The organism is Massilia sp. R2A-15, assembly GCF_030704305.1.
In the GTDB taxonomy this organism is placed as follows: domain Bacteria; phylum Pseudomonadota; class Gammaproteobacteria; order Burkholderiales; family Burkholderiaceae_D; genus JAFCUW01.
Map to the genome: position 1 here is coordinate 689948 of NZ_CP131935.1, position 23883 is coordinate 713830.

A 23883-nucleotide genomic window follows, 5' to 3' on the forward strand; every position below is an offset into this window, starting at 1 on the left:
CTCAGAACCCGGAGATCTACTCATGACCAAACGCCACGCCCTGCTTGCCGCCGCCATCGCCTCCGTCTGCGCCGCCGGCGCCGCTGCCGCTGCCGACACCGCCAAGGCCGAAAAGGAAAAATGCTACGGCGTCGCCAAGGCCGGCCAGAACGACTGCTCGGCGGCCGACGGCGCGCACGGCTGCGCGGGCGATTCCAAAGTCGACAAAGGTCCAGCCGACTGGAAGTTCGTCCCCAAGGGCACCTGCGAAAAAGTCGGCGGCACGCTGGCTCCCAAGAAGTAAGCAGGCGAGGGCGCGATGCCAGGAGTCGGCGTCGGCCTGCGCGCTGCGCATTACCGCGAATTTCTCGAGCACCGCCCGCGCGTGGGCTGGCTCGAGGTCCACACTGAAAACTACATCAGCCAGTCGGGCTGGGACTGGCACGTGCTGCGCCAGCTGCGGCGCGACTATCCGGTCAGCCTGCATGGCGTCGGCCTCGGCCTCGGCTCGGCGCGCGGCTTTTCGGAACTTCATCTCGAACGCGTACGCCAGCTGGCCGAGCGCGTCGAGCCTTTCCTGGTATCCGAGCACCTGAGCTGGGGCGCGGTCCACGACCGCAATCTCAACGACCTCCTGCCGATTACGCTGGACCACGCCGCGCTCAATCTGCTGGCCGAGCGGGTGGACCGCGTCCAGCACGCGCTGGGCCGCACGATCCTGCTGGAGAACGTGTCGAGCCTGGTGCGCTTTTGCGACGATGCGATGAGCGAGGCCGAATTCATGGCCGCGCTGGCGCGGCGCACCGGATGCGGCCTGCTGCTCGACGTGAACAACCTGTACGTCAACCAGTGCAACCACGGCGAGGACGCATACGCCGCGCTGGCCACGATCGCGCCCGGCATGGTCGGCGAGATTCACCTGGCCGGGCACTTGGCGACGCCGGACGCCGTCATCGACCATCACGGCGCCGCGGTGGCGCAGCCGGTATGGGATCTGTACCGCGCCGCGCTGGCGCGATTCGGCAAGGTGCCGACCTTGATCGAATGGGATACCGATATCCCGCCGCTGGACACGCTGCTCGGCGAGGTGCGCAAGGCGGAGGCGATCGCCGCAGGCTTCGGGATGCGAGCTGGCGCGCAACCGGCGAGTGTGGCCGCGACTGGCGCAAGCCGTTCCGACATCGCCGCGCACCAGCAGCAGTTCGCCGACGCGCTGTTCTCGCCGGATGCCGCCGGCCCGGTGATCGCGCGGCTCAAGGGCGGCTCGGAGCGGCTGGCGATCTACCGCGGCAATCTCACGTCAACCTGGAACAAGGCGCTGTCTGCCGCGTATCCGGTGCTGCGCGAACTGGTCGGGGCCGAATTCTTTGGCGGCCTGACGCGCGCGTACGGCATGGCGCATCCGTCCGATGACGCCGACCTGAATCGCTTCGGCGCCACGTTCGCTCAGTTCCTGGAGCACTGCGAGCATGTGGCCGAATATCCCTACCTGCCGGACATGGCGAGCCTGGAATGGGCGCTGCACCGCGCGCACTTTGCGGCCGATGCGACGGCGCTTGGCGCCGCGGATCTCGGCACGCCGGAACAGCTGGAGGCGGCGCGCTTCGCCTTGCATCCGGCGTGCGCGCTGATCGCGTCGAATTGGGCGGTGGTGCAGTTGTGGCAGGCGCACCAGGAGGTCGGCGTGGCGTTCCCGGAGCAGATGGCGGCGCCGAGCTACGCGCTGGTTGCGCGCCCGAAGTGGAAGGCGGAGCTGGTGCCGATTGGGGCTGCGGCGCATGCGGCGCTTGTGACTCTCGCTAAGGGCGCCACATTCGGTGAGGCGCTCGATGTCGCGTTCGCCATCGACGAGCAGTTCGACGTTGCGTTCAACCTGGGGGAGTGGTTGCGGCTCGGGGTTTTTCAAAATGGGGTCAGGTCCGCAGGACCAGACCCCGATGCTGCTGAAGGCTAGTGGAAGGCGCGCAGAATCCGCGCTTCGCCAGTCTTGTCGGCGTGCTGGATGCTCGCTTCATGCGTGGCGACCATCATGCGTTCAAGCTGGGCGTCTTCGAAGCGCGTGAGCTCCTCGGTCGCCGCATTCAGCGCCAGCGCGAGTTTTTCGCGCGCGTTCCGATACAGCACGCTGGTGTAGTTGTCGGTGTTCTTCAGCAATTCTTCCGCGTTCTGGATCACCAGGCGCAAATCGCCGATAAGTCGTTCCTGCGTTTGTGGGCTTTCTTCGGGCCTGTTCATGTCGCTCACCTTGGGGCGGTTGATCACGTCTTATAATATAAGCAAGCAAGCCCATCCATCTTTGTGTCGCCGCAAATGTGAGGGATCGCGCGCCGCTGTCCTAACCTTTGGATGCGCCCGCGCAGTAAGGACGCCTCAGCCGGCAACCACGCTGATTTGCACATCGCCCAGGCTTACCGTCTGGCCGGCGCGAATCTTCGCGGTCTTGCGCAACTCCTGCTTGCCGTCGACCTTGACCGCACCGCTGGCGACCAGGTTCTTGCCTGCGCCGCCGCTGTCGACCAGTCCCGACAACTTCAAGAGCTGGTTGACCTCGATAAATTCCGAGGTCAATTCAAAAGTTAGTTTCTGCATCTTATCCTTGTGATTTCCGATTGTTGGTTAGGCCACGCACACTTGAGACCGATTATCCCGGGCGCGTCATGTCGATCGGCACGATCCATTGGTCGAATTGTTCTTCCGTGACGAAGCCCAGTTGCAGCGCCGCCTGCTTGAGCGTGAGCCCGTCGTGCTGCGCCAGCTTGGCGATCTGCGCGGCGCGATCATAGCCGATATGCGGCGCCAGCGCCGTCACCAGCATCAGCGAGCGTTCCATCAGTTCGGCGATGCGTGCGGTGTTCGGCTCGATGCCGTGGGCGCAGTGCTCGTCGAAAGAGCGCATGCCGTCGGCCAGCAGGCGCGCGCTTTGCAGGAAATTATGCGCGATCATCGGCTTGAACACGTTCAGTTCGAAGTTGCCCGAGGCGCCGCCCACGGTGATGGCGACGTCGTTGCCGAACACCTGGCAGCACAGCATGGTCAGCGCCTCGCACTGGGTCGGGTTGACCTTGCCCGGCATGATCGAGCTGCCTGGCTCGTTTTCGGGAATCGTGATTTCGCCCAGGCCCGAGCGCGGGCCCGACGCCATCCAGCGCACGTCGTTGGCGATCTTCATCAGCGCCGTGGCCAGCGTTTTCAGCGCGCCGTGCGCGGCGACCAGCGCGTCGTGGCCGGCCAGCGCGGCAAATTTGTTCGGCGCCGAGCGGAAGGCGACGCCGGTGCGCTTTGCCAGTTCGTCGGCGATGCGCGCGGCGAAAGACGGATGCGCGTTCAGTCCGGTGCCGACCGCGGTGCCGCCTGCGGCCAGCAGCATCAGGCCGGGCAGGGCGGCCTCTATCATTTGCGCGGCGTAGTCCAGCTGCGCCGCGTAGCCGGAAAACTCCTGGCCGAGCGTCAGCGGCGTCGCGTCCTGCAGGTGGGTACGGCCAATCTTGACGATGTCGGCGAACGCCGCGGCCTTCGCTTCGAGTGTGCCGCGCAGCTGGCCCAGCGCCGGCAGCACCTGCTGCGACACGGCCAGCGCCGCCGCCACGTGCATCGCGGTGGGGAAGATGTCGTTCGACGACTGTCCCATGTTGACCTGGTCGTTCGGATGCAGCAGGCGTCCCTCGCCGCGCGCGCCGCCCATCAGCTCGGAGCCGCGGTTGGCCAGCACCTCGTTCATGTTCATGTTGGTCTGGGTGCCGGAGCCGGTCTGCCACACGGCCAGCGGGAATTCGCCCGCATGGTCGCCGGCCAGCACTTCGTCGGCGGCCCGGATGATGGCGTCGGCGTGTTCGTCCTTCAGCAGGCCGAGGGAACGGTTTACTTCGGCGGCGGCGCGCTTGACCTGGGCCAGCGCGGCGATCAGCTCCGGCGCCATGCGCTCGGTAGAAATATGAAAATGTTCCAGCGAACGCTGGGTCTGCGCGCCCCACAACTGGCCGGAAGGTACGTCGATCGGCCCGAAACTGTCCTTTTCGATCCTGCTGTCCATATTCACATCCTGTTTTTGAGTGCTGGAACTAAAGAGTTTACTCCAACGCACGTTAACGACGTTGGTAGTACGCTTTTTTTGATGTCCAATTGTCACCGCTGATCGGTTCCACCATGTTTCGTCGCCACGTTGCGCGCCTCGGAAGCGCCATCATCCTGTCCGGCCTGTCTTGCTGCGTTCACGCGGTGGAACTGGGCGACGCCCTGGTGCGCTCGCACATCGGCCAGCCGCTGTCGGCCGACATCGAGCTGACCGGGCTGGCCAGCGACACCGCGGTGGTGCAGGCGGCGCTGGCCGATCCGGAGGTCTATCGCGGCGCCAGCGTTGCCATGCATCCGGCGCTGGCGGGGCTGAACATCACCATCGTTCGGCGCGACGGACGGCGGTTCCTGCACATCGCGTCGTCCAAAATCGTCGATGCCGACCACCTGCTGGCCTTCTTCACCCTGACGGAAAACGGCCAGCCGTCGGTGCGCCAGGCGACGCTGTGGTTTACGCCCGATCCAAACCCGGCGCCGCCACCACCACCGCCTGCGTCTGCGCCCGCTGCGCCCGTGGCCGCGGCTCCGGCGCCGATACCGGTTGCCGTGAAGGCTGCGCCGGTGATTCCGGTGAAGTCGGCAGCGCCTGCGCCGGCTCCGAAACCCGCAGTGGTGCACGCGGCGCCCGCGCCGCAGCCGTTCACCGCGGCCCAGATCCGCACCGCCGCCATGCTCGACGCGAAGAATGCCGCGCTGAGCGGCCGCATCGTCGAACTGGAAGAGAAAGTGAAAACGCTGGGCGCCGCGCTGCAGGCGACCAAGGCTCCCGCTGCGGCGCCAGCGCCGGTCGCCAAGGCGCATCCCCCGGCTGCGAAGCCGCTGCCGGCCAAGCTGTCGCCGATGGGCGAGCCGGTGAGCAAACCGGTCGGCGAGACGCCATGGCTGTTCATCGGCATCGCCGGCTTCATCATGCTGGCGCTGGCCGGTCTGCTGGCCATGATCCGGCGCGGCAAGCGCAAGAAAGAGGTGAAGATCAGGGCGCAGGCGGCCCAGGCAGCGATGCCGCGCTTTATCGCCAGCGTGCGCGACCGGCTGAAGCCGGCGGAGAAAAATGAACTCGAGCCCGAGCCCGAAGCGGAGCCCGTGGCGGGATGATTATGCGAAACTTTGCATAATTTAAAATTTGTCTACACAAGATTGCTTTTTCAGCTATACTCGATTTCGTGGTCCCGAGGGACTGCAAAAAACAGGGCAGAGGCCTGGCGCAGCCACCACCGATAGCGTGGCGCGACAACAGGTGATCGTTGAGGAAACGCCTGTCCTGGAAGCGGTCTGTGCGGCGACAATGCCGCGCGGACGCCGGATGCAACCGGCCAGAGGCGACGCCAGGAGATACCTGGTGTTCGCCTTCCAGAATTCCACAAAAAAGCGCCCTCCGGGGCGCTTTTTTGTTCGGTCAAGGTGAGAAGCCAGGGGGCGAAGTATTAAGAATCGTCGTGCTTCCGCTATACGCATACGGGCGGTTCTGGGCGATTGCCTGCCTGGCCTGTTCCGCGGATGCGATCCATTTTTTGCTTTCCGCATATTCCAAAAACGCTTGGGTGCTAATTAAAGTGCAAGGTCTCGCTAGCATAGCCCCATTGGTGAAAAACCAATTATCCTCAAATAGAATCACTGGGTCGGATCCGGGCGCCGTCAGCTGCAAGTCGATAAGCAGACTTTGTATTGAAAGTTCGCCGAGGTTGTGGGGCGTTTTATATCCGGGATTCAGCGTTCGAAGGGCGGCGATGCGAACCCCTACCTGAGTCGTAAAGGTCTGTATATTCTGCGCATTTTGATTGTAGTAGGCGAGCAGCGCCTGCGCTTCGGCAGAGGCGTTGGGCAGGTTTCCACGGCTGATCGTCTCATCGCGGACGATGTCGGTAATGCCCACATTGAATTTGGCTAAAAGAGGAAGCAGATTCCCTGCGGCCAACGAGAAAAGTGGGCCAGCATCGGGAATCAAGAGGCGCATCATGCTGCGGTCTGGCGGCGGGCCTCTCGGCGTTTTTTGACACCAGTCTCCGGCTCAACCAGGCATGCGTCCAGCGCGTGACGAGCCTCGTCTAGTTGCCTTTTTACAAAATCATCAGGCAAGCGCGGCAGTGGCAAGCCCTTCTCCGCTAATCGATGGAGCACATAGCCGGCGTCAGGCAGCTCAAGCCGGCGGGCCGCTTCCATGATCGAGAGCTTGCCCGTGCTTACCTCCATGAGAGTGCTTGTCGCTGGATCGAGCACCGGCATTCGGTCAGCCTCATCCTGGCCGAGCGAAGCGAACAAGGCGGAGACGAGTTTGTTGAGTGACCCGCCATGCTTGGCGACATAAGCCTTGGCCGTGGCCAGATCCCTTTCATCCACCTCAAATCCGATTTTTGCCTTGCCCATGGAAGACTCCCGCATGATCTGCTTTACCCAATAATCATGGGGAGCTTCGGCTATAAAGTCAATGATATTCGCGTTGTGGAACGCCGGAAAGCAAACGGGCCTCCGAAGAGGCCCGCTTTTTATACGACGGCAAGGCGCTTAGTGCGCGGCTTCCGCCATCACATTGTTCATCCACGGCTCGGTCACGTCGCGGATCGCGCGGTCGTTGGCCATGATCTGCTTGAGCAGGTCGATCTTGCGCATGCGCGAGGCGCCCGACAGGGCAGGCACGCCCGTCTCAGCCGTCTTGGCATGGGTCGCACACTGCTTTTCCAGCGCGGCCAGCGAAGTCCAATCACCTGCCTGGGCTGCCAGCGACATCTTGGCTGTCAGTCCTGCGAGGCTCTCGTACATGTTCAGTACGTCATTTGATGTCATTCTTGCACCATCGTTGTTTGGGGCGGATCACCGCGTGTCTCTACGTAACGGTCCCGGCAAAGCAAACTTTAGGGTGTTTTGAAAAATAATTGAAAATTCTTTCAATTTGTTACCCTTGCGCCGCCCGCCATTCCGCGATTTCGACGCTCTGGCCCCGCTTTTTGCAGTTCGTCGCATTTGTGCGCATGCAACGGCGCCGCTCCTTTAGAGTGCACGCTGCGGTAGTTATGCCAACCTGACTTTCAAAAACAACAAGGATCCCATGAGACAGTTTCCTGCCAAGCGACTGGCCACCGGCGTTGCGCTGGCCGTCGCCGCCTTCGCCGCCCACGCCGAAGCCCCCTACAAATTCAGCGCCACGCCCGGCAAGCTGCCGAAGGACGTGATTCCCCTGCAGTACGCCGCCCACCTGGTTCCCAACCTGGCCGACAACACTTTCCTCGGCTCGGAATCGGTCGAAATCGAGGTGCTCAGCCCGACGTCGACCATCATGCTCAACGCCGTCAACATCGACATCGACGCGGCGACGCTGGCCGGCAGGGACATCGGCGAGCTGAAACTGGCGCCGCAGATCGACAAGGAACAGGAGACTCTCAGCTTCCACCTCTCGCGTCCGCTGGCGCCGGGCCGCTACAAGCTGGCGCTGAAATTCCGCGGCACGATCAACCGCGAGGGGCGCGGCATGTTCCACATGCAGTACAAGGCCGGCGGCGTCGACAAGAAAATGCTGGCGACGACGATGGAGCCGACCGACGCGCGGCGCATGCTGCCGACCTGGGACGAGCCGTCGTTCCGCGCGACCTTCAAGCTGACGGTGGACGTGCCGGCCAGCTTCAAGGCCTACTCCAACACGCCGGTGGAAAAGCAGGAAAAGCTCGAAGGCGGCCTGCAGCGGATCTGGTTTGGCGTCACGCCGAAGATGCCGAGCTACCTGGTGGTGCTGGTCGCGGGCGAACTCGAACGCCTGGCCGGCAAGCAGGACGGCGTCGACATCGGCATCGTCACCACCGAGGGCAAGCTCGCCTCCGCGGCCTATCCGCTGGCCGTCACGCGCGACGTTCTGCGCTACTACAACAACTACTTCGGCGTGCCGTATCCGCTGGCGAAGCTCGACCAGATCGCTATCCCGGGCGGGATCAACGGCGCGATGGAGAACTGGGGCGGCATCGTGTACAACGAGTCGGCGCTGCTGGTCGATCCGAAGACCACGCCGGACAACGTCAGGCAGGACACCTTCCGCGTCAACGTGCACGAAGTGGCGCACCAGTGGTTCGGCAACCTCGTGACGATGGCCTGGTGGGACAACCTGTGGCTCAACGAAGGCTTCGCCTCGTGGATGGCGGCCAAGGCCACCGACCATTTCCATCCCGAGTGGCGGCCCTTCCTCGATGGCCAGGTCAACCGCGAGAGCGTCATGAACCAGGACGCGCGCAAGACAACGCACCCGATCCAGACGCCGGTCCTGAACGAGTCGCAGGCGGCCAGCGCCTTCGACGGCATCACCTACGGCAAGGGGCAGGCCTTCCTGCGCATGCTCGAGGCCTACCTCGGCGAAGACCAGTTCCGCAAGGGCATCCGCGCCTACATCGCCAAGCACCAGTACTCCAACACCACCAGCGCCGACCTGTGGGCCGCGCTGGAGAAGGCTTCCGGCAAACCGGTGGAGAAGCTGGCGTCCGACTGGACCACCCAGCCGGGCTTCCCGGTCGTAAAGGTGGCGCAGGTGTGCGAAGGCGGTAAGCGCAAGGTCACGCTGTCGCAGGAGCAGTTCCGCCTCGACGAGCCGGCCAAGGAGCAGCGCCTCTGGAACGTGCCGGTGCAGGTCGGCACCGTCGGCGGCAAGGCCTATTACACCTTGCTGTCGGGCGCCTCGACGACGGTGGTGCAGGGCGGCTGCGATGGCGCGCTGGTGGTGGACCCGATGAGCGTCGGCTTCTTCCGCGTGCAGTACGACCAGGCCTCGTTCGCCGCGCTGGCCGCGCAGGTTCCCAAGCTGCCCGACACCACGCGCCTGAAACTGCAGGCCGACGCCTGGGGCATGGTCATGGCCGACCGCATGCAGCTCGACAGCTACCTGAAGCTGGTGTCGAAGTACGGCGACGAGCCGCGCCTGGCGGTGTGGGATGCAATCCTCGGCAACCTGACCACGCTGGACAACCTCGCCTTGGGCGAAGCGGAGCGGCCGCTGGTGCGCCGCTTCATAATCGACCTGATCGCGCCGAAGTTCGCGAAGATGGGCTGGGACGAAAAAGCCGGCGAGACGACCGAGGAACGCCAGCTGCGTGCCCTGATGGCGGGCACCCTGGCGCGCGCCGGCGACCCGGCCGCCATCGCCGAAGGCCAGAAGCGCTTCGCGCGCTACCTGGCCGATCCGTCCAGCGTCAGCCCGTCGATGATCGGCTTCGTCCTGGGCGTGGCCGGCCGCTACGCCGACGCCGCAACCTACCAGGCAATGGCCGCGCGCGTGATGCAAACCGAGAGCACCGAAGAACGCAACCGCCTCGGCAGCGCGCTGGCCAAGGCGCAGGATCCGGCGCTCGCCGCGCACACCTTGCAGATGGCGCTTTCGCCGCATTTGCCGGCGCAGGCGACGACGTGGATCGTGCCGTCGGTCGCCGCCAACGAGCATATCGACCAGGCCTGGGCATTCGCCGTGGCCAACCGCGATGCGCTGATGAAGAACCAGGACTCGTTCGGACAAAACCGGGCGTTCGGCAATATCGTCTACAGCTCGTCGAATCCGGCGCACGCCGACATGCTGGAGACCTACGTGAAGCAGCACTTCGGGCCGGAGGCGCTGGTCGATGCGGAGCGCGTCGCCAACGGCATCCGCACTCGCGCCGCACTCAAGGCGCGCCTGTGGCCGCAGCTGCGCGCCGCATTGAAATAAAATACCGCAGTCAAACTCAAAAAAAGGGACACCATGAACACCAGCTGGACTCCAATCAAGACCGCCGTCAGCCTCGCCATTTGCGGCGCCGCCTTCGCGTTCGCGCCGGCGTTTGCGCAGACCGCGGCGCAGACCGCGCCTGCGGCAAAGACGGCCAACATGGCCATGCTGCCGGGCGACGACTTCTTCAACTTCGCCAACCGCGAGTGGCTCGACAAGACCGAGATTCCGGGGGACCGTAGCAGCTGGGGCGCGTTCCAGTCGATTGCGGAAGACACCAACCAACGCATCGTGAAGATGTTCGACGCCATCGAGACCGACAAGAACGCCACGGCCGAGGCACGCAAGGTCGCCACCTTCTATCACACCTTCATGGACGAAGCGGCGATCGAGGCAAAGGGCGCCGCGCCGATCAAGCCGATGCTGGCGAAGATCGACGCCATCAAGGACAAGGCCGGCCTGACGCGCGCGCTGGGCGCCTCGCTGCGCGCAGACGTGGACCCGCTCAACAACACCAACTTCTTCACCGAGAACGTGTTCGGCATCTGGATCGCCCAGGGCCTGACCGACACCTCGCGCAATATGCCTTACCTGCTGCAGGGCGGCCTGGGCATGCCGGACCGCGCCTACTACCTGGACCAGAACCCGAAAATGGCCGACCTGCGCACCAAGTACCAGGCCTATATCGCGGCGATGCTGAAGCTGGCCGGCTACGCCGACAGCGACGCGCGCGCCGCGAAGATCTTCGCGCTCGAGACGGCAATCGCCAAGACCCACGCCACGCGCGAGGATTCGGCCGACGTCCTGAAGGGTAACAACACCTGGACCATGAAGGACTTCGCCGCCAAGGCGCCGGGCATCGACTGGAAGGCATTCTTCAACGCCGCCGGCCTGAAAGGGCAGGACAAGTTCATCGTCTGGCACCCGGGCGCGGCCACCGGCGAAGCGGCCCTGATGGCCAGCACCGACCTGGCGACCTGGAAGGATTACCTCGCCTTCCACCAGATCAACCACTTCGCGCCGAACCTGTCTAAGGCCTTCGTCGACCAGCGCTTCGCGTTCTATGGCACGGCGTTGTCGGGCACACCGCAGCAGTCGGTGCGCTGGAAGCGCGCGCTGGCGGCCACCAACACCGCGCTGGACCAGCCGGTCGGCCATGTCTACGTCGAGAAGAACTTCCCGGCCGAAGACAAGGCGCGCATCAAGCAGATGGTCACCAACATCATCGCCGCCTTCAGCAAGCGCATCGAAAAGCTCGACTGGATGGCGCCGGCCACCCGCGCGCAGGCGCAGGAAAAGCTCAAGACGCTGTATGTCGGCGTCGGCTATCCGGACAAGTGGGATTCGTATGACGCGCTGAAAGTGGTCAAGGGCGACGCCTTCGGCAACGTGGTGCGCGGCGAAGACTTCCACACGAAGCAGGAGCTGGCCAAGCTGCACAAGAAGATCGACAAGACCGAATGGTCGATGCCGCCGCAGTTGGTCAACGCTGTCAACATGCCGCTGCAGAACGCGATCGTGTTCCCGGCCGCGATCCTGCAGCCGCCGTTCTATGATCCGAAGGCGTCCGACGCGACCAACTACGGCGCCATCGGCACCGTGATCGGCCACGAAATCAGCCACAGCTTCGACGACCAGGGCGCCCAGTTCGACGCCCAGGGCAAGCTGCGCGACTGGTGGACCAAGGAGGACATGGAGCACTTCAAGAAGGCCTCGGGCAAGCTGGCGGCGCAGTATTCGGCCTACAAGCCTTTCCCCGACCTGGCCATCAACGGCAACCTGACCTTGAGCGAGAACCTGGCCGACCTGGCCGGCCTGTCCGCGGCGTATGACGCCTACCGCGCCACGCTGGGCGGCAAGGCGACTGCGGAAGGCGACAAGCAGTTCTTCCTCGGCTTCGCGCACAGCGAGCGCAGCAAGATCCGCGAAGCGCAGCTGCGCCGCCAGGTCATGACCGACGGCCACGCGCCATCGCAGTACCGCGCCGCGACCGTGCGCAACATCGACGCGTGGTACGACGCGTTTGGCGTCAAGCAGGGCCAGTCGTTGTACCTGGCGCCGGCTGATCGCGTGCGCGTCTGGTAATTTCAAGTAACAGCAACACCTGGGTTTGACGGAGACGCAGAGTCCCGCACTTCGCGTCAGACCCAGAAAAAGTTTGCTTGTCGTACCTGCGAAGGCAGGTACCCATGCTGAGCCAAACGATCGGCGCTAGCATATTCAGTATAGGTACCTGCCTTCGCAGGTACGACATTCTTCCGACCCGAGAGAACATCCATGAACATCCGCTGGACCCCAATCAAGACCGCCATCGTGCTCGCCGCGTTGGCAATCAACCCAGTACACGCGCAGGAGACTAAGCCCGCCGCCATGACCGTGCTGCCGGGCGACGACTTCTACAACTACGTCAACGGCGAATGGCTCGCCAAAACCGAGATCCCGGCCGACCGCGCGGCATGGGGCGCGACGTCCGTGATGTCGGACGAGACCAACGCGCGCATCCTGAAGCTGATCGAAGCGGTGCCCGCCGATCCCAAGGCCAGCGCCGAATCACGCAAGGTCGCCGCCTTCTACAACAGCTACATGGATGAAGCGGCGATCGAAGCGAAGGGCGGCGCGCCGCTCAAGCCAATGCTGGCGAAGATCGATGCCATCAAGGACAAGGCGGCCCTGCAGCGCGCGCTGGGCGCATCGCTGCGCGCCGACGTCGACCCGCTCAACGCCACCAACTTCTTCACCGAAAACCTGTTCGGCGTGTGGATCGCCCAGGGCCTGAACGACCCGGCCCACAACGTGCCCTACATCCTGCAGGGCGGCCTGGGCATGCCCGACCGCGCCTACTACCTGACCGACAACGCGCGCATGGCCGACCTGCGCGCCAAATACCAGCAGCACATCGCCGCGATGCTGGCGCTGGCCGGCTACGCCGACAGCGAAGCGCGCGCCGCGAAGGTGATGGCGCTGGAGATGGCGATCGCCAAATCGCACGCCAGCCGCGAAGACTCGGCCGACATCCAGAAGGCCAACAACCAGTGGACTTTGAAAGACTTCAGCGCCAACGCGCCGGGCATCGACTGGCCGGCGTTCTTCAAGGCCGCCAAACTCGGCGATCAAGGAAAATTCATCGTCTGGCATCCGTCCGCGGTGAAGGGCGCCGCTGCGCTGGTCGCCTCGACCGACCTGGCGACGTGGAAGGACTTCCTCGCCTTCCATCAGATCAACCACTTCGCGCCGAACCTGTCGAAGGCGTTTGTGGAGCAGCGCTTCGCCTTCTACGGCAAGGCGTTGTCCGGCACGCCGGAGCAGACCTTGCGCTGGAAGCGCGCGCTGGCGGCAACCAGCGGCGCGCTGGGCGAGCCGGTCGGCCACATGTACGTCGACCGCTACTTCCCGGCCGAGCACAAGGCCAGGGTGCGCCAGATGGCCACCAACATCATCGCCGCCTTCAGCAAGCGCATCGACAAGCTTGACTGGATGGCGCCGGCGACGCGCGCGCAGGCGCATGCCAAGCTCGATACGCTGTACGTCGGCATCGGCTTTCCGGACAAGTGGCAGTCGTACGCGGGCCTGGACGTGAAGCAGGGCGACGCCTTCGGCAACGCCGTGCGCGCCGAGGAGTTCCGCACCGCGCAGCAGTTCGGCAAGCTGCACAAGAAGGTCGACCGCACGGAGTGGGCGATGTCGCCGCACACCATCAACGCGGTCAACATGCCGATGCAGAACGCGATCAACATCCCGGCCGGTTACCTGCAGGCGCCGTACTTCGATCCGAAGGCGTCGGACGCGCAGAACTACGGCGCGATCGGCACCACCATCGGCCACGAAGTGAGCCACAGCTTCGACGACCAGGGCGCGCAGTTCGACGCGCAGGGCCGCCTGCGCGACTGGTGGACCAAGGAAGACCTGGCGCACTTCAAGGCGGCGTCGGCCAAGCTGGTGGCGCAGTATTCGGCCTACAAGCCTTTCCCGGATCTCGCGGTGAACGGCCAGCTGACGCTCAGCGAAAACCTGGCCGACCTTGCCGGCATGGGCGCGTCGTACGACGCCTACCGTGCGGCGATGGATGGCAAAGCGACGGTAGCGAGCGATCGCGAATTCTTCATCGGTAACGCGCTGAAGAACCGCAACAAGATGCGCGAACCGGCGATGCGCCAGCGCATCCTGTCGGACGGTCATTCGCCGTCGGCGTACCGCGCCGCCACCGCGCGCAATCTCGATGCTTGGTACGAGGCGTTCGACGTCAAGCCGGGGCAGGGCCTGTACCTGGCGCCGGCCGACCGCGTGCGCGTGTGGTAGTGTAGGCTTTAGCTATTCGGGTCTGACCCAGGTGGGTCAGACCCTGGTTTGCCAACTACTCCCATGACCGACGACCTCGACGACATCTCGCGCCGCACCCTCGACCACTACGAGCGCCATGCGCAGCAGTTTTTCGACGGCACCATCGACCACGACGTGTCGCAGAACATCGACGCGCTGTTGAAAGCCATCGAAGCGCCGCCGCCATTCACCATCCTCGATTTCGGCTGCGGTCCGGGCCGCGACCTGAAGACATTCAGCGCGCTCGGCCACCGCGCCATCGGCCTGGACGGCGCCTCCCACTTCGTCGAGATGGCGCGCGCCTACAGCGGCTGCGAAGTGTGGCAGCAGGATTTCCTCCACCTCGACCTGCCGCCGGCCATGTTCGACGGCATCTTCGCCAACGCCGCCCTGTTCCACGTGCCCAGCGTGGTCCTGCCCAAGGTGCTGGGCGAGCTGTACGCCTCGCTGAAACCTGGCGGCGTGCTGTTTAGCTCCAATCCGCGCGGCCACAACGAGGAAGGCTGGAACGGCCCGCGCTACGGCAGCTATTACGATTTCGATACGTGGCAGCATCATCTGACCGCTGCAGGTTTTTCCCACGTGCATCATTACTACCGGCCCGCGGGCTTGCCGCGCGAACAGCAGCCGTGGCTGGCAAGCGTGTGGCGTAAGCCGGTAAGTTAAGTGGCGAACAGAGCGCGTGGTGGATGCGCCTTAAGGTGGAGACTTGCTAATCGCGGAAGGAGGTGATCCAGATGAACAAGGACCAGGTTAAAGGCAAGGCAAAAGACATCGGCGGCAAGATCCAGGAGGAAGTCGGCAAGGTTGTTGGCAGCAACAAGCAACAGGCCGAGGGACTGGCGAAGCAGGCTGAAGGAAAGCTGCAGGAAAAAGCCGGCGATGCGAAGGAAGTCATCAAGGATCGCGGCAATCGCTGATCGACCTAGCACTGAAACCGCAGCCGCGATTTTCGCGGCTGTTTTTTTATTGATCAGCCAACGTTCGTTCCCTAACAGAAGAGCTGAGCCTGGCGCGGTATTCTGGCTTCAATGCATGGCCATTCCGGCATGTGCTTACCAACTTGAGGAGAATTACCATGAACCAGGACCAAGTCAACGGCAAGCTCAAAGACATCGGCGGCAAGATTCAGGAAGAAGCGGGCAAGCTGGTCGGTAGCGCCGACCAGCAGGCAAAAGGCCTGGCCAATCAGGTCGAAGGCAAGACCCAGGAGAAGCTGGGCGATGCCAAGGAAGTGATCAAGGACGCGACCAACTAATCCGGTCCGCCTGAAAGCAAAACAGCCGCGAATTTCGCGGCTGTTTTTACATGGGGACTCCACATTCGCTTGCAGCGACGATTCTTGCTTAGCCGGACCTGTATTCTCCCTAAGGAGACTTCGAAAGCGCAACAGGCTTCGGCTTCGGTTCACCCTGGTGGTGAACCTGGTATAAATCGACAGCCGAGACAGCAAACCCTTGCGCAGCGTACGCCAGAAAACCGCTTTTGGTCCGCTTGGGAACAAATGATTTTTCGGTGGGTGAACTCACTTCATACGCAGTGCCAATCGGCATTTTCAGGACCATTCCTACACCCGCAACACCCAAGCCACACGATCTTGCTGCCAGTTCCTCATTGTCGAAAAACTTGGCCAGTTGTTCCGGAGAAATCACTTGGGTTTCATTAAATTCCGCCATCCATGCGCCATTGCTTTTCATTCGGGAGATGATTTTTCCGTCGATCTTCTCGATTCGTAATCCCGCCTTGCCGTTTGGCTCAGTGGCAAAATCACCGAGTAAAGCGTCCCTACAATCGTTGGCCGAGACGGTGTTCGCAAAGAATGTCAAACCGAGCCACAAGCTGGATGCCGCAACTGTTCGTATTTTCATGAGTACGTCCTTTTGCTGGTTGGGAGGATATTCGGTGAATCTAGCCAAGCCCTCCTACGGTAAAAGGAAATCCGTTCGTCCGCCTTGCTTTTCGCCAACTCGGGGGCGGCGTGTGCGGTGTCTTTCCCGCGCGGGCGGGAATCCAAATCCGTCGCAAAGCCCCAGCACCAAACAAAACAGCCGCGAACTTCGCGGCTGTTTTTGTTTTTGCGTTGAGGTCCGGCGGACCCCAACCTCAACGGCGTCAGCCTCCGATGTGCTTCTTGAAGAACGCTTCGATCGTGCCGTACACGTGGCGCTGGCCGGCGCGCGACGAGATGCCGTGCTTGGCGCCCGGATAGGTCATCAGGTCGAACTTGATGTTGCGGTTGACCAGTCCGTCGATCAGTTTCGTCGTGTTGGTGAACAGGACGTTGTCGTCCGCCATGCCGTGCACCAGCAGCAGCGGCGACTTCAGGCCGTCCAGGTGGGTGAACACGCCGCTGTTCTCGTACGCTTTCGGATCGGACTTCGGCGTCGCGCCGACGAACTGCTCGGTGTAGTGGGTGTCGTACAGCGACCAGTCGGTCACCGGCGCCACCGCCACGCCCATCGCGATCTTGTCCGACGCCGCCGACAGCAGGCGCAAGGTCATGAAGCCGCCGTAGCTCCAGCCGAACACGCCGATGCGCTTGGCATCGACGAACGACTGCTTGGCCAGCCAGTCGATGCCGGCGACCTGGTCTTCGACTTCGTGCTTGCCCAGCTCCTTGTAGATCACGTCGGTGAACTGGCGCTCGCGGCGCGAGGAACCCCGGTTATCGAGGCGGAACACGATGAAGCCCTGCTGCGCCATGTACTGGTAGAACTGATTGTCCCACTTGCGCTGCACCTGCTGCGCGTGCGGGCCGCCGTAGGTGTACAGGAACACCGGATACTTCTTCGTCGCGTCGAAGTTCGCCGGCTTGATCATCGAGTAGTACAGCGCCTGGCCGTCGTTCGCCTTCAGGGTGCCGTATTCGGTCGGCAGCAGGTCGGCCTTGTACTTGGCGTACGGGTGGGAAGCATTGAGTTCGTTGTGCTCGAGCCAGCCGACCATCGAGCCGTCCGGACGGCGGATCGACACCTGCGGCGGCGTCGATGGATCGGAGAAGGTGTCGACGAACACTTCGCCGTTGCGCGAGAACGCCGCGTCGTGCCAGCCGTCGGCCTTGGTGATGCGGGTCGGCTTGTTGGCGGTGCTGCCGTCGAGCGCGAGCGCGTAGATCTGCTTGTCGACGACGTTGTCGCGGTTCGATGCGACGAACACGCGGCCGGTCTTTTCATCGACCGCCTGCACGGCGTCGATGCCCCAGTCGCCGCTCGACACCGCGCGCAGCAGCTTGCCGTTCATGTCGTACAGGTAGAGGTGATTGCGGCCGGTGCGCTCGGACGACCACAGGAACGCGTTCTGGTTTTTCAGGAAGCGCAGGTCGTCGTGGATGCTGACCCAGGTCTTCGAGGTTTCTGTCAGCAGCGTGCGCTGCGCCAGCGTGGCGGCATCGACGGCGATCAGGTCGAGGCGCTTCTGGTCGCGCGTCTGGCGCTGGTAGACCAGGTGCTTGCTGTCGGCCGACCAGTCGGCGCGCACCAGGTAGATGTCCTTGTCGGCGCCGATATCGACCTTGCGCTGCACACCCGTCGTCGGCGACACGATGAACAGTTCCGCGACCACGTTCGGGTCGCCGGCGGCAGGGTAGCGCTGCTCGACGACGTCGGTGCGGTCGGCGAAGATTTCGAAGCGGCGCGCCACCGGCACCTGGGCTTCGTCGAAGCGCTTGTAGGCGATCGCGGAATCGTCCGGCGCCCAGTAGTAGCCGGTGCGCTGGCCCATTTCTTCCTGCGCGACGAATTCGGCTTCGCCGTTATGCACGGTGCCCTGGCCGTCGGTGGTGAGCTGCTTCTCGGCGCCCGTGGTCAGGTCGATCACCACCAAGTTCTGGTTGCGCACGAACGATACGTAACGGCCCTTCGGCGAGATCTTCGGATCGGCGACGTTGCCGGAGGCGACCTTGCGCGCCTTCTCGGGATGGGCCGCCTCGACCAGGTACAGGTCGCCGGCGATCGGCACCAGCAGCTGCTTGCCGTCCGGCGACCAGCTGTAATTGAGGATGCCGGACAGGCTGGCCGTGCGCGCGCGTTCGCGGCGGGCTTTTTCTTCCAGCGAAATCGATTCGTTCGGGACCAGCAGCTTCGAGTCGACCAGGCGGTGCGTGGTCTTGTCCTTCATGTTGAATTCCCACAGGTCCAGCTGGAACTGGTTGTCCTCGCGGCCGCGCAGGAAGGTGATGTGTTCGCCGTCTGGCGACACGCGCAGGTTGCGCACGCCCGGTCCCGACAGCGCCGGGTCGGCTTGGATGCGGTCCAGGGTCAGGCGCTCGGCAAATGCGGGAGCGGCCAACAGTGCGGCAATAAGGCAAAGGGAAAAACGCATGGGATGGTCTCGGAATAATGGTTGAACTTGGACAACTCCGAGACGATACCAGAATAGGGGGCGGAAAGCTGTAAATATGGGGCTGCAGCGCCCGCGCGCGGCCTGTCGCGAATTGTGCGACAGGAATCCCCCGGGAAAAGTATCGTCCTAGAAAAACACGGGGTATTTTCTTTCTCAAATGCAACAATATGAGTTGTGTTCTATCCCACCTTATTTTTTTATAATAAATTTTCATGTCCTCAACAATGTCCTCACCGCATCCCATCCCGGCCCCGTCGCATCGCGTGTCGACCGGCATCGTCGGCCTCGACTCCATTCTTCATGGCGGGCTGACCGCCCAACGCGTCTACCTGGTCGAAGGCTCGCCCGGCACGGGAAAAACCACGCTGGGCCTGCAATTCCTGCTCGACGGCCTGGCAAATGGCGAATCGGGCTTGTACATCTCGCTGTCGGAAACGGCGGAAGAGCTGGAGGCGGTGGCGGTCAGCCACGTCTGGACCACGGCCGGCCTGCACCTGTTCGAGCTGGCCGACGACAAGGCGCTCAGTCCCGATTCGCAACAATCGGTGTTCAACCCGTCCGAAGTCGAGCTGGGCGAGACGACCAAGAACGTGATGAACGTGGTGGACGAGATCAAGCCGGTGCGGATCGTGTTCGACAGCCTGTCGGAGATGCGCCTGCTGGCCCAGAACCCGCTGCGCTACCGCCGGCAGATCCTCGCCCTGAAGCAGTTTTTCGCCGCGCGTGCCTGCACCGTGCTCCTGCTCGACGACAAGTCGAACAACGACCAGCACCTGCACAGCATTGCCCATGGCGTGATCAGCCTCGAGCAGGTGGCGCAAGAGTTCGGCAAGGAGCGCCGGCGCGCGATCGTCATCAAGATGCGCGGCATTAAGTTTCGCGGCGGCTACCACGATTACGTGCTCGACACCGGCGGCATTCGCATGTTCCCGCGTCTGGTGGCGTCCGAACACAGCAGCGATTTTGCGCCCAAGGAGAGCCAGACCGGCTGCGAGGGACTGGACATGCTGCTCGGCGGCGGCCTGACCGCGGGCACCAATACCCTGATTGCCGGGCCGTCCGGCATCGGCAAGACGACGCTGGCGGTGCGCTGCGTCCTGTCGGCGCTGGAGCGCGGCGAGAAGGCCAGTTTCTACCTGTTCGACGAAGGCCTCGGCACGTTTTATGCGCGCGCGGAGCTGCTGGGGATGAGCCTCAAGCGTTATGTTGATCAGGGCCTGCTGTACATCCATCACATCGACCCGGCGGAACTGGCGCCGGGAGAATTTGCTCAGATGCTGCGCGACGCGGTGGAGCTGAGCGGGGTGAGCTTCATCGTCATCGACAGCCTCAACGCCTACCTGCAAGCGATGCCGGGCGAGCAGTTCCTCACACTCCAGATGCACGAACTGCTGTCCTACCTGAGCCAGCAGGGCGTCACCACCATGATGGTGCTGGGCCAGCACGGACTGATCGGCGACGTGACCTCCGACGTCGACCTGAGCTACCTGAGCGACGCCACGATCCTGCTGCGCTTCTTCGAGTCCAATGGCCGGCTGCGGCGCGCCATTACCGTCATCAAGAATCGCACGGCCAACCATGCGATGACGATCCACGAGCTGCAGATCAACTCGGCCGGCATTCAGATCGGCGCGGCGCTGCTCGGCTTCGAGGGGGTGCTCACCGGTCTTCCGACCTATCGCGGTTCGACGCCGCTGATGGAAGATCCCAGCAATTGACGCCGCCTACCGCATTCGAGGAGCGCATCCTGATTCTGATGCCATGGGGCCGCGACGGCTCGGTGGTGGCGTCGGCCTTGCGCGCGGAAGGATTCGGCTGTCACGTGATGCAGGACTTCGACCAGCTGAACCTGGAGATCCGCAAAGGCGCCGGCGCGGCGATCGTCACCGAAGAGGCATTGCACAAGATCGATATCAGCCAGGTACTGGACTTCCTCGCGGAGCAGGAAACCTGGTCGGATTTTCCCTTCGTGGTTCTGGTCGGGAAGCAATTTTCCGATCCGCGCGGCCTGGCCCGGCACTGGGACGAACTGGGCAATGTCATCTTGCTCGAACGCCCCTTGAACATGGAAACGCTGCGCAGCGCCATGAAGTCGGTGGCGCGCGCGCGCCGGCGTCAATACCAGGCACGCGAAGACCTGATCGATCGCACCGCCACGGCGCGCAGCTTGAGCGAGTCGCAGGCGAACCTGATCGAGCTGAATGAGAAGCTCGAAGCGCACGTGTCGGCGCGCACCCGCCAGCTGGCGCTGGCGAACGACCGGCTGACCCATGAACTGTTCGAGCGCGAGCGCGTCCAGCAGGCGCTGCTGCATTCGCAGAAAATGGAAGCGGTCGGGCGCCTGACCGGCGGCATTGCCCATGACTTCAATAATCTGCTCAATGTGGTCCAGGGCAGCATGGACCTGATCCTGCTGCTGTCGGCCGACGAGATGGCGAAGAAGCGCGCCGACGTCGCGCGGCGCGCGTGCGAGCGCGGCGCCAAGCTTACCCAGCAGCTGTTGGCGTTCTCGCGCAATCAGACGCTCAACCTGCAAGCGGTACGGGTGCAGACGATTTTCGCCGGGGTGCGAGAACTCGTCATCGCCTCGGCCGGTTCGCGCATCGATGTGCGCTTCGACGTCGACGAGGCGGTCGATTGCGTGCTGGCCGACGCCAACCAGATGGAGATGGCGCTGCTGAACCTGGCAATCAACGCGCGCGATGCCATGCCCGATGGCGGCCGGCTGACCTTCAGCGCCCGGAATATCGGGACCGTGCCGGACGAGTTGCCGCCGGGCCGCTACGTGCGCATCGCGGTGGAGGACAACGGCGAGGGGATGCCGCCTGAGGTGCTCGGCAAGGTGTTCGAACCGTTCTTCACGACCAAGGAGATCGGCCGCGGCACCGGGCTGGGGCTCAGCCAGGTGTATGGCATGGCCAAGCAGTCCGGCGGAATGGCGCGCGCCTTTAGCCAGGTCGGCGAAGGCACCTCGATCGAAATCGTGCTGCCGTGCGCCGGCGCCGATCAGAAGATGGACAGCGTCGACCGCGGCGCCCTGCGCCGCGCCAGGGGCGGCACGCGCATCCTGCTGGTCGAGGACGACCACGCGGTGCGCCAGCAGATGGCGGAGTCGCTCGAAGCGATCGGCTACGCGGTGCGCCAGGCGTGCGACGGCGAAGCGGCCTTGCGTTCCGTGCAGGAGTCCACGCCCGACCTGATCATTTCCGACTACATGATGCCCGGCATCTCCGGCGCCGAACTGATACGCGAGGTGCGCCGCCGCGCGCCCGCGATTCCGATGGTGATCGCGACCGGCTATGCCGACATGCACGCGGTCGAGGAACTCATTGGTCAGGAGATGGTGCTGCGCAAGCCGTTTCCGCTGGCCGAACTGGCGGCGGTGGTCGAGCGCGCCATCGAGCGCGCCGCCCACACTTAAGCGGCGCTGCGCGAATTCAGGCGCCCGCGCGCCAGGGCGTCCATCAGCGGCGCGATCTCGACCGGCTTGATCAGATGCGCGTCGAACCCGGCCGCCAGCGCCTGCGCGCGGTCATTGTCCTGCCCGTAGCCGGTGAGTGCGACGAGCAGGGCGTCAGCCGTGGCCGGCTGCGCCCTCAGCGCCCGGGCGACGGCATACCCGTCCATTTCCGGCAGGCCGATATCGATCAGGTAGGCCTCGGGCAGCTCGCGCCGCCCGCGTTCCAGCGCGGCGTGTGCGCCCAGTTCGACGCTGGTGCGGTGGCCGCTGAGCTGCAGCAGCTCGCCCATCATCTCCGCCGCATCCGCGTTGTCGTCGACGATCAGGATGTGCAATGGCTTGTCCGGCAGGGCGGCGCGCGCCGGCGCCGAGGGTTCGCTGGCGCAAGCGCGGTGGCAGGGCAGGCACACGGTAAAGCAGCTGCCCTTGCCGACGCCCTCGCTGACGCAATGTACCGTGCCGCCGTGCAGCTGGACCAGGCTCTTGACCAGGGGCAGGCCGAGGCCCAGGCCGCCGGTGGCGCGGTCCGGCGTGCGCTCGCCCTGCACGAACAGGTCGAAGGCGCGCTCGCCCAGTTCGGCCGACATGCCGATGCCGTTGTCGCGCACTTCGATGTTGGCCCAGCCGTACGAGACCCCGGTGCGGACGGCGATTTCGCCGCCCGGCGGCGTGTACTTGGCCGCGTTGTTCAACAGGTTCGACAGCACCTGCACCAGGCGCTTGCGGTCGCCGGAGATCGGCATCTCCTCGGGCGCCAGCTCGAGGCGCAAGCGGTGGTTGCGGGCCTGGATCAATGGCGTAGCTTGCTCGACCGCGTCGAGCACCAGGTCGGTGACCTGCAGCGGCTCGATCTCGATCTGCACCAGGCCGCGGGTGACGCGCGACACGTCCAGCAGGTCGTCGATCAGGCCGGTCATGTGGCTCACCTGGCGGCCGATCACCGCGCTGGTGCGTTGTACGTCCGGCGCCTGCAGGCGTCCGGTCTGCAACAGGTCGGCGGCGGTGCGCACAGGGGCCAGCGGGTTGCGTAGCTCGTGCGCCAGCATCGCCAGGAACTCGTCCTTGCGCTGGTCCGCTTGCTTGAGCCGCTCCTCGTTGGCCTTGCGCACGCTGATGTCGCTGGCGGCGCCGACCCACTCGCTGATCTCGCCGTCGCCATCGAGCATGGGCACGGCGCGCGACAAGGTCCAGCCTTCGCTGCCGTCCAGGCGCTTGACCCGGTGCTCGAGGCAAAACACCGCCTTGTCCCGGATCGCGCGGGCAATCGCCTCGTGCACGCGGGTGCGTTCATCCTCGGGAATGTAATCGTCGACCCAGACCTGGCTGGGATCGGAGGTATCGCGAAGGAATCCGCGGCCCTCCAGCTGGCGCATCTGGGACCAGTCGGGACTCATGCGGTAGGTCAGGTCGAAGCTGGCACGGCTCATCGCCTCGAGGCGTTTGCGCACCAGGTCGAGTTCGGTCTGTTGTTCGCGGTACAGCTGCTCGGCTTCGACGCGGTCGGTAATCTCAATCACCGTCGCCAACACGCCGACGATCTTGCCGCGCGCGTCCGGCACGGGGCCGTAGAACAGATCGAACCAGGAATCGCGCAGCACGCCGTCGCGCTCGAGGGCGAAACAGGCCCCCTTGAAGACCTGGTGCCGGCCCGCCAGCCCGGCCGCCAGCACCGCGCGGTTGAATTCCCAGACTTCCGGCCAGGTTTCTTCCAGGGTACGCCCGAGCGCCGCGGGATGCTTGTTGCCGCAGATCGCCGCATAGCCCTGGTTGTAGATCAGCAGTCCCGAAGGCCCCAGCAGCAGGGCGCCAGGGGCCGGGTTGCTCAACAGGGCGTCGACCACGCCGCGCAAGTGCGGCGGCCATTTGGAAATGGGCCCGAGCGGGGTCGCCTCCCAGTCATGGTTTGCCACCAGTGCCGTCATCGTGCTGCCGCCATCCGCTGCGCTACTTGTCATTCTTGGGCTTCTGTCCGGATCAAATGCTCTAGTGTAACAACGGGCATCCTGCCATGTCGAATCGAATTTCGACTGGCGCCGCCAGGCGA

General features: G+C 64.1%; 20 protein-coding genes. 11 read left to right on the top strand and 9 right to left on the bottom strand.

The window, feature by feature from the left end; translation table 11 throughout:
- Window positions 1-22: 22 nt before the first annotated feature.
- Window positions 23-283: a DUF2282 domain-containing protein gene (locus Q4S45_RS03130; RefSeq protein ID WP_305509048.1), complete on the top strand. Its 261-nt coding sequence runs from the start codon at window positions 23-25 to the stop codon at window positions 281-283.
- 15 nt (window positions 284-298) lie between these two features.
- On the top strand, window positions 299-1933 hold the full coding sequence (locus Q4S45_RS03135; protein ID WP_305509050.1) for a DUF692 family multinuclear iron-containing protein: 1635 nt from the start codon (window positions 299-301) through the stop codon (window positions 1931-1933).
- On the opposite strand, the gene Q4S45_RS03140 is transcribed toward Q4S45_RS03135, so the two are convergent.
- From Q4S45_RS03140 to fumC, 3 genes are all read right to left on the bottom strand, one after another.
- Window positions 1930-2214, bottom strand: coding sequence for a DUF883 domain-containing protein (locus Q4S45_RS03140; protein WP_305509052.1), 285 nt, complete (start codon window positions 2212-2214; stop codon window positions 1930-1932). The two genes, Q4S45_RS03135 and Q4S45_RS03140, sit on opposite strands and share 4 nt — an antisense overlap.
- A gap of 135 nt (window positions 2215-2349) precedes the next feature.
- Window positions 2350-2568 carry an RNA-binding S4 domain-containing protein gene (locus Q4S45_RS03145; protein WP_305509054.1) on the bottom strand — a complete coding sequence of 73 codons (219 nt, stop codon included), beginning with the start codon at window positions 2566-2568 and terminating at the stop codon, window positions 2350-2352.
- A 52-nt stretch (window positions 2569-2620) separates the two neighbouring features.
- Window positions 2621-4009, bottom strand: a complete 1389-nt coding sequence (fumC, locus tag Q4S45_RS03150) for a class II fumarate hydratase (RefSeq protein ID WP_305509055.1) — start codon at window positions 4007-4009, stop codon at window positions 2621-2623.
- Window positions 4010-4122: 113 nt separating this feature from the next.
- Here fumC and Q4S45_RS03155 point away from each other — a divergent pair, with 113 nt between their 5' ends.
- A complete protein-coding gene (locus Q4S45_RS03155; RefSeq protein WP_305509057.1) occupies window positions 4123-5145 on the top strand; it encodes a FimV family protein in 1023 nt (340 codons plus the stop codon).
- Between the two features lie 301 nt (window positions 5146-5446).
- On the opposite strand, the gene Q4S45_RS03160 is transcribed toward Q4S45_RS03155, so the two are convergent.
- The 3 genes from Q4S45_RS03160 to Q4S45_RS03170 all read right to left on the bottom strand — a co-directional run bounded on the left by Q4S45_RS03160 (window position 5447) and on the right by Q4S45_RS03170 (window position 6831).
- Window positions 5447-6007 carry a hypothetical protein gene (locus Q4S45_RS03160; RefSeq protein WP_305509059.1) on the bottom strand — a complete coding sequence of 187 codons (561 nt, stop codon included), beginning with the start codon at window positions 6005-6007 and terminating at the stop codon, window positions 5447-5449.
- A complete protein-coding gene (locus tag Q4S45_RS03165) occupies window positions 6004-6414 on the bottom strand; it encodes a hypothetical protein (protein ID WP_305509061.1) in 411 nt (136 codons plus the stop codon). Before Q4S45_RS03165 ends, Q4S45_RS03160 begins: the two co-directional genes overlap by 4 nt.
- Before the next feature lie 138 nt (window positions 6415-6552).
- A complete protein-coding gene (locus Q4S45_RS03170) occupies window positions 6553-6831 on the bottom strand; it encodes a flagellar protein FliT (protein ID WP_305509063.1) in 279 nt (92 codons plus the stop codon).
- Window positions 6832-7093: 262 nt separating this feature from the next.
- Here Q4S45_RS03170 and Q4S45_RS03175 point away from each other — a divergent pair, with 262 nt between their 5' ends.
- From Q4S45_RS03175 to Q4S45_RS03200, 6 genes are all read left to right on the top strand, one after another.
- On the top strand, window positions 7094-9721 hold the full coding sequence (locus Q4S45_RS03175) for a M1 family metallopeptidase (RefSeq protein ID WP_305509064.1): 2628 nt from the start codon (window positions 7094-7096) through the stop codon (window positions 9719-9721).
- A gap of 33 nt (window positions 9722-9754) precedes the next feature.
- On the top strand, window positions 9755-11806 hold the full coding sequence (locus Q4S45_RS03180; protein WP_305509066.1) for a M13 family metallopeptidase: 2052 nt from the start codon (window positions 9755-9757) through the stop codon (window positions 11804-11806).
- Between the two features lie 192 nt (window positions 11807-11998).
- Window positions 11999-14017: a M13 family metallopeptidase gene (locus Q4S45_RS03185; RefSeq protein ID WP_305509068.1), complete on the top strand. Its 2019-nt coding sequence runs from the start codon at window positions 11999-12001 to the stop codon at window positions 14015-14017.
- Between the two features lie 63 nt (window positions 14018-14080).
- Window positions 14081-14704 (top strand): bifunctional 2-polyprenyl-6-hydroxyphenol methylase/3-demethylubiquinol 3-O-methyltransferase UbiG, encoded by a 624-nt coding sequence (locus Q4S45_RS03190; protein ID WP_305512034.1) that lies wholly within the window; start codon window positions 14081-14083, stop codon window positions 14702-14704.
- Window positions 14705-14775: 71 nt separating this feature from the next.
- Complete coding sequence (locus Q4S45_RS03195; RefSeq protein WP_305509069.1) at window positions 14776-14958, top strand: CsbD family protein; 183 nt, start codon at window positions 14776-14778, stop codon at window positions 14956-14958.
- A 158-nt stretch (window positions 14959-15116) separates the two neighbouring features.
- Entirely contained in the window at window positions 15117-15296 is a 180-nt protein-coding gene (locus tag Q4S45_RS03200) for a CsbD family protein (RefSeq protein WP_305509070.1), read from the top strand.
- Window positions 15297-15405: 109 nt separating this feature from the next.
- On the opposite strand, the gene Q4S45_RS03205 is transcribed toward Q4S45_RS03200, so the two are convergent.
- Together Q4S45_RS03205 and Q4S45_RS03210 are read right to left on the bottom strand one after the other, a co-directional pair.
- Entirely contained in the window at window positions 15406-15906 is a 501-nt protein-coding gene (locus Q4S45_RS03205) for a hypothetical protein (RefSeq protein ID WP_305509072.1), read from the bottom strand.
- Between the two features lie 244 nt (window positions 15907-16150).
- Entirely contained in the window at window positions 16151-18358 is a 2208-nt protein-coding gene (locus Q4S45_RS03210) for a S9 family peptidase (protein ID WP_305509074.1), read from the bottom strand.
- A 233-nt stretch (window positions 18359-18591) separates the two neighbouring features.
- Between Q4S45_RS03210 and Q4S45_RS03215 the strand changes: the two genes are divergently transcribed.
- Complete coding sequence (locus Q4S45_RS03215; protein ID WP_305509076.1) at window positions 18592-20097, top strand: ATPase domain-containing protein; 1506 nt, start codon at window positions 18592-18594, stop codon at window positions 20095-20097.
- Entirely contained in the window at window positions 20094-21800 is a 1707-nt protein-coding gene (locus Q4S45_RS03220) for a response regulator (protein WP_305509077.1), read from the top strand. Before Q4S45_RS03215 ends, Q4S45_RS03220 begins: the two co-directional genes overlap by 4 nt.
- On the opposite strand, the gene Q4S45_RS03225 is transcribed toward Q4S45_RS03220, so the two are convergent.
- Window positions 21797-23794: an ATP-binding protein gene (locus tag Q4S45_RS03225; RefSeq protein WP_305509079.1), complete on the bottom strand. Its 1998-nt coding sequence runs from the start codon at window positions 23792-23794 to the stop codon at window positions 21797-21799. The genes Q4S45_RS03220 and Q4S45_RS03225 overlap by 4 nt on opposite strands.
- Between the last annotated feature and the right edge of the window lie 89 nt (window positions 23795-23883).

What these genes read in the sequence shown, in the direction of transcription:
- Q4S45_RS03130 (WP_305509048.1), top strand. Translation starts at nt 23, where the DNA reads ATGACCAAACGCCACGCCCTGCTTGCCGCCGCCATCGCCTCCGTCTGC.
- Q4S45_RS03135 (WP_305509050.1), top strand. Translation starts at nt 299, where the DNA reads ATGCCAGGAGTCGGCGTCGGCCTGCGCGCTGCGCATTACCGCGAATTT.
- Q4S45_RS03140 (WP_305509052.1), bottom strand. Translation starts at nt 2,214, where the DNA reads ATGAACAGGCCCGAAGAAAGCCCACAAACGCAGGAACGACTTATCGGC.
- Q4S45_RS03145 (WP_305509054.1), bottom strand. Translation starts at nt 2,568, where the DNA reads ATGCAGAAACTAACTTTTGAATTGACCTCGGAATTTATCGAGGTCAAC.
- fumC (WP_305509055.1), bottom strand. Translation starts at nt 4,009, where the DNA reads ATGGACAGCAGGATCGAAAAGGACAGTTTCGGGCCGATCGACGTACCT.
- Q4S45_RS03155 (WP_305509057.1), top strand. Translation starts at nt 4,123, where the DNA reads ATGTTTCGTCGCCACGTTGCGCGCCTCGGAAGCGCCATCATCCTGTCC.
- Q4S45_RS03160 (WP_305509059.1), bottom strand. Translation starts at nt 6,007, where the DNA reads ATGATGCGCCTCTTGATTCCCGATGCTGGCCCACTTTTCTCGTTGGCC.
- Q4S45_RS03165 (WP_305509061.1), bottom strand. Translation starts at nt 6,414, where the DNA reads ATGGGCAAGGCAAAAATCGGATTTGAGGTGGATGAAAGGGATCTGGCC.
- Q4S45_RS03170 (WP_305509063.1), bottom strand. Translation starts at nt 6,831, where the DNA reads ATGACATCAAATGACGTACTGAACATGTACGAGAGCCTCGCAGGACTG.
- Q4S45_RS03175 (WP_305509064.1), top strand. Translation starts at nt 7,094, where the DNA reads ATGAGACAGTTTCCTGCCAAGCGACTGGCCACCGGCGTTGCGCTGGCC.
- Q4S45_RS03180 (WP_305509066.1), top strand. Translation starts at nt 9,755, where the DNA reads ATGAACACCAGCTGGACTCCAATCAAGACCGCCGTCAGCCTCGCCATT.
- Q4S45_RS03185 (WP_305509068.1), top strand. Translation starts at nt 11,999, where the DNA reads ATGAACATCCGCTGGACCCCAATCAAGACCGCCATCGTGCTCGCCGCG.
- Q4S45_RS03190 (WP_305512034.1), top strand. Translation starts at nt 14,081, where the DNA reads ATGACCGACGACCTCGACGACATCTCGCGCCGCACCCTCGACCACTAC.
- Q4S45_RS03195 (WP_305509069.1), top strand. Translation starts at nt 14,776, where the DNA reads ATGAACAAGGACCAGGTTAAAGGCAAGGCAAAAGACATCGGCGGCAAG.
- Q4S45_RS03200 (WP_305509070.1), top strand. Translation starts at nt 15,117, where the DNA reads ATGAACCAGGACCAAGTCAACGGCAAGCTCAAAGACATCGGCGGCAAG.
- Q4S45_RS03205 (WP_305509072.1), bottom strand. Translation starts at nt 15,906, where the DNA reads ATGAAAATACGAACAGTTGCGGCATCCAGCTTGTGGCTCGGTTTGACA.
- Q4S45_RS03210 (WP_305509074.1), bottom strand. Translation starts at nt 18,358, where the DNA reads ATGCGTTTTTCCCTTTGCCTTATTGCCGCACTGTTGGCCGCTCCCGCA.
- Q4S45_RS03215 (WP_305509076.1), top strand. Translation starts at nt 18,592, where the DNA reads ATGTCCTCAACAATGTCCTCACCGCATCCCATCCCGGCCCCGTCGCAT.
- Q4S45_RS03225 (WP_305509079.1), bottom strand. Translation starts at nt 23,794, where the DNA reads ATGACAAGTAGCGCAGCGGATGGCGGCAGCACGATGACGGCACTGGTG.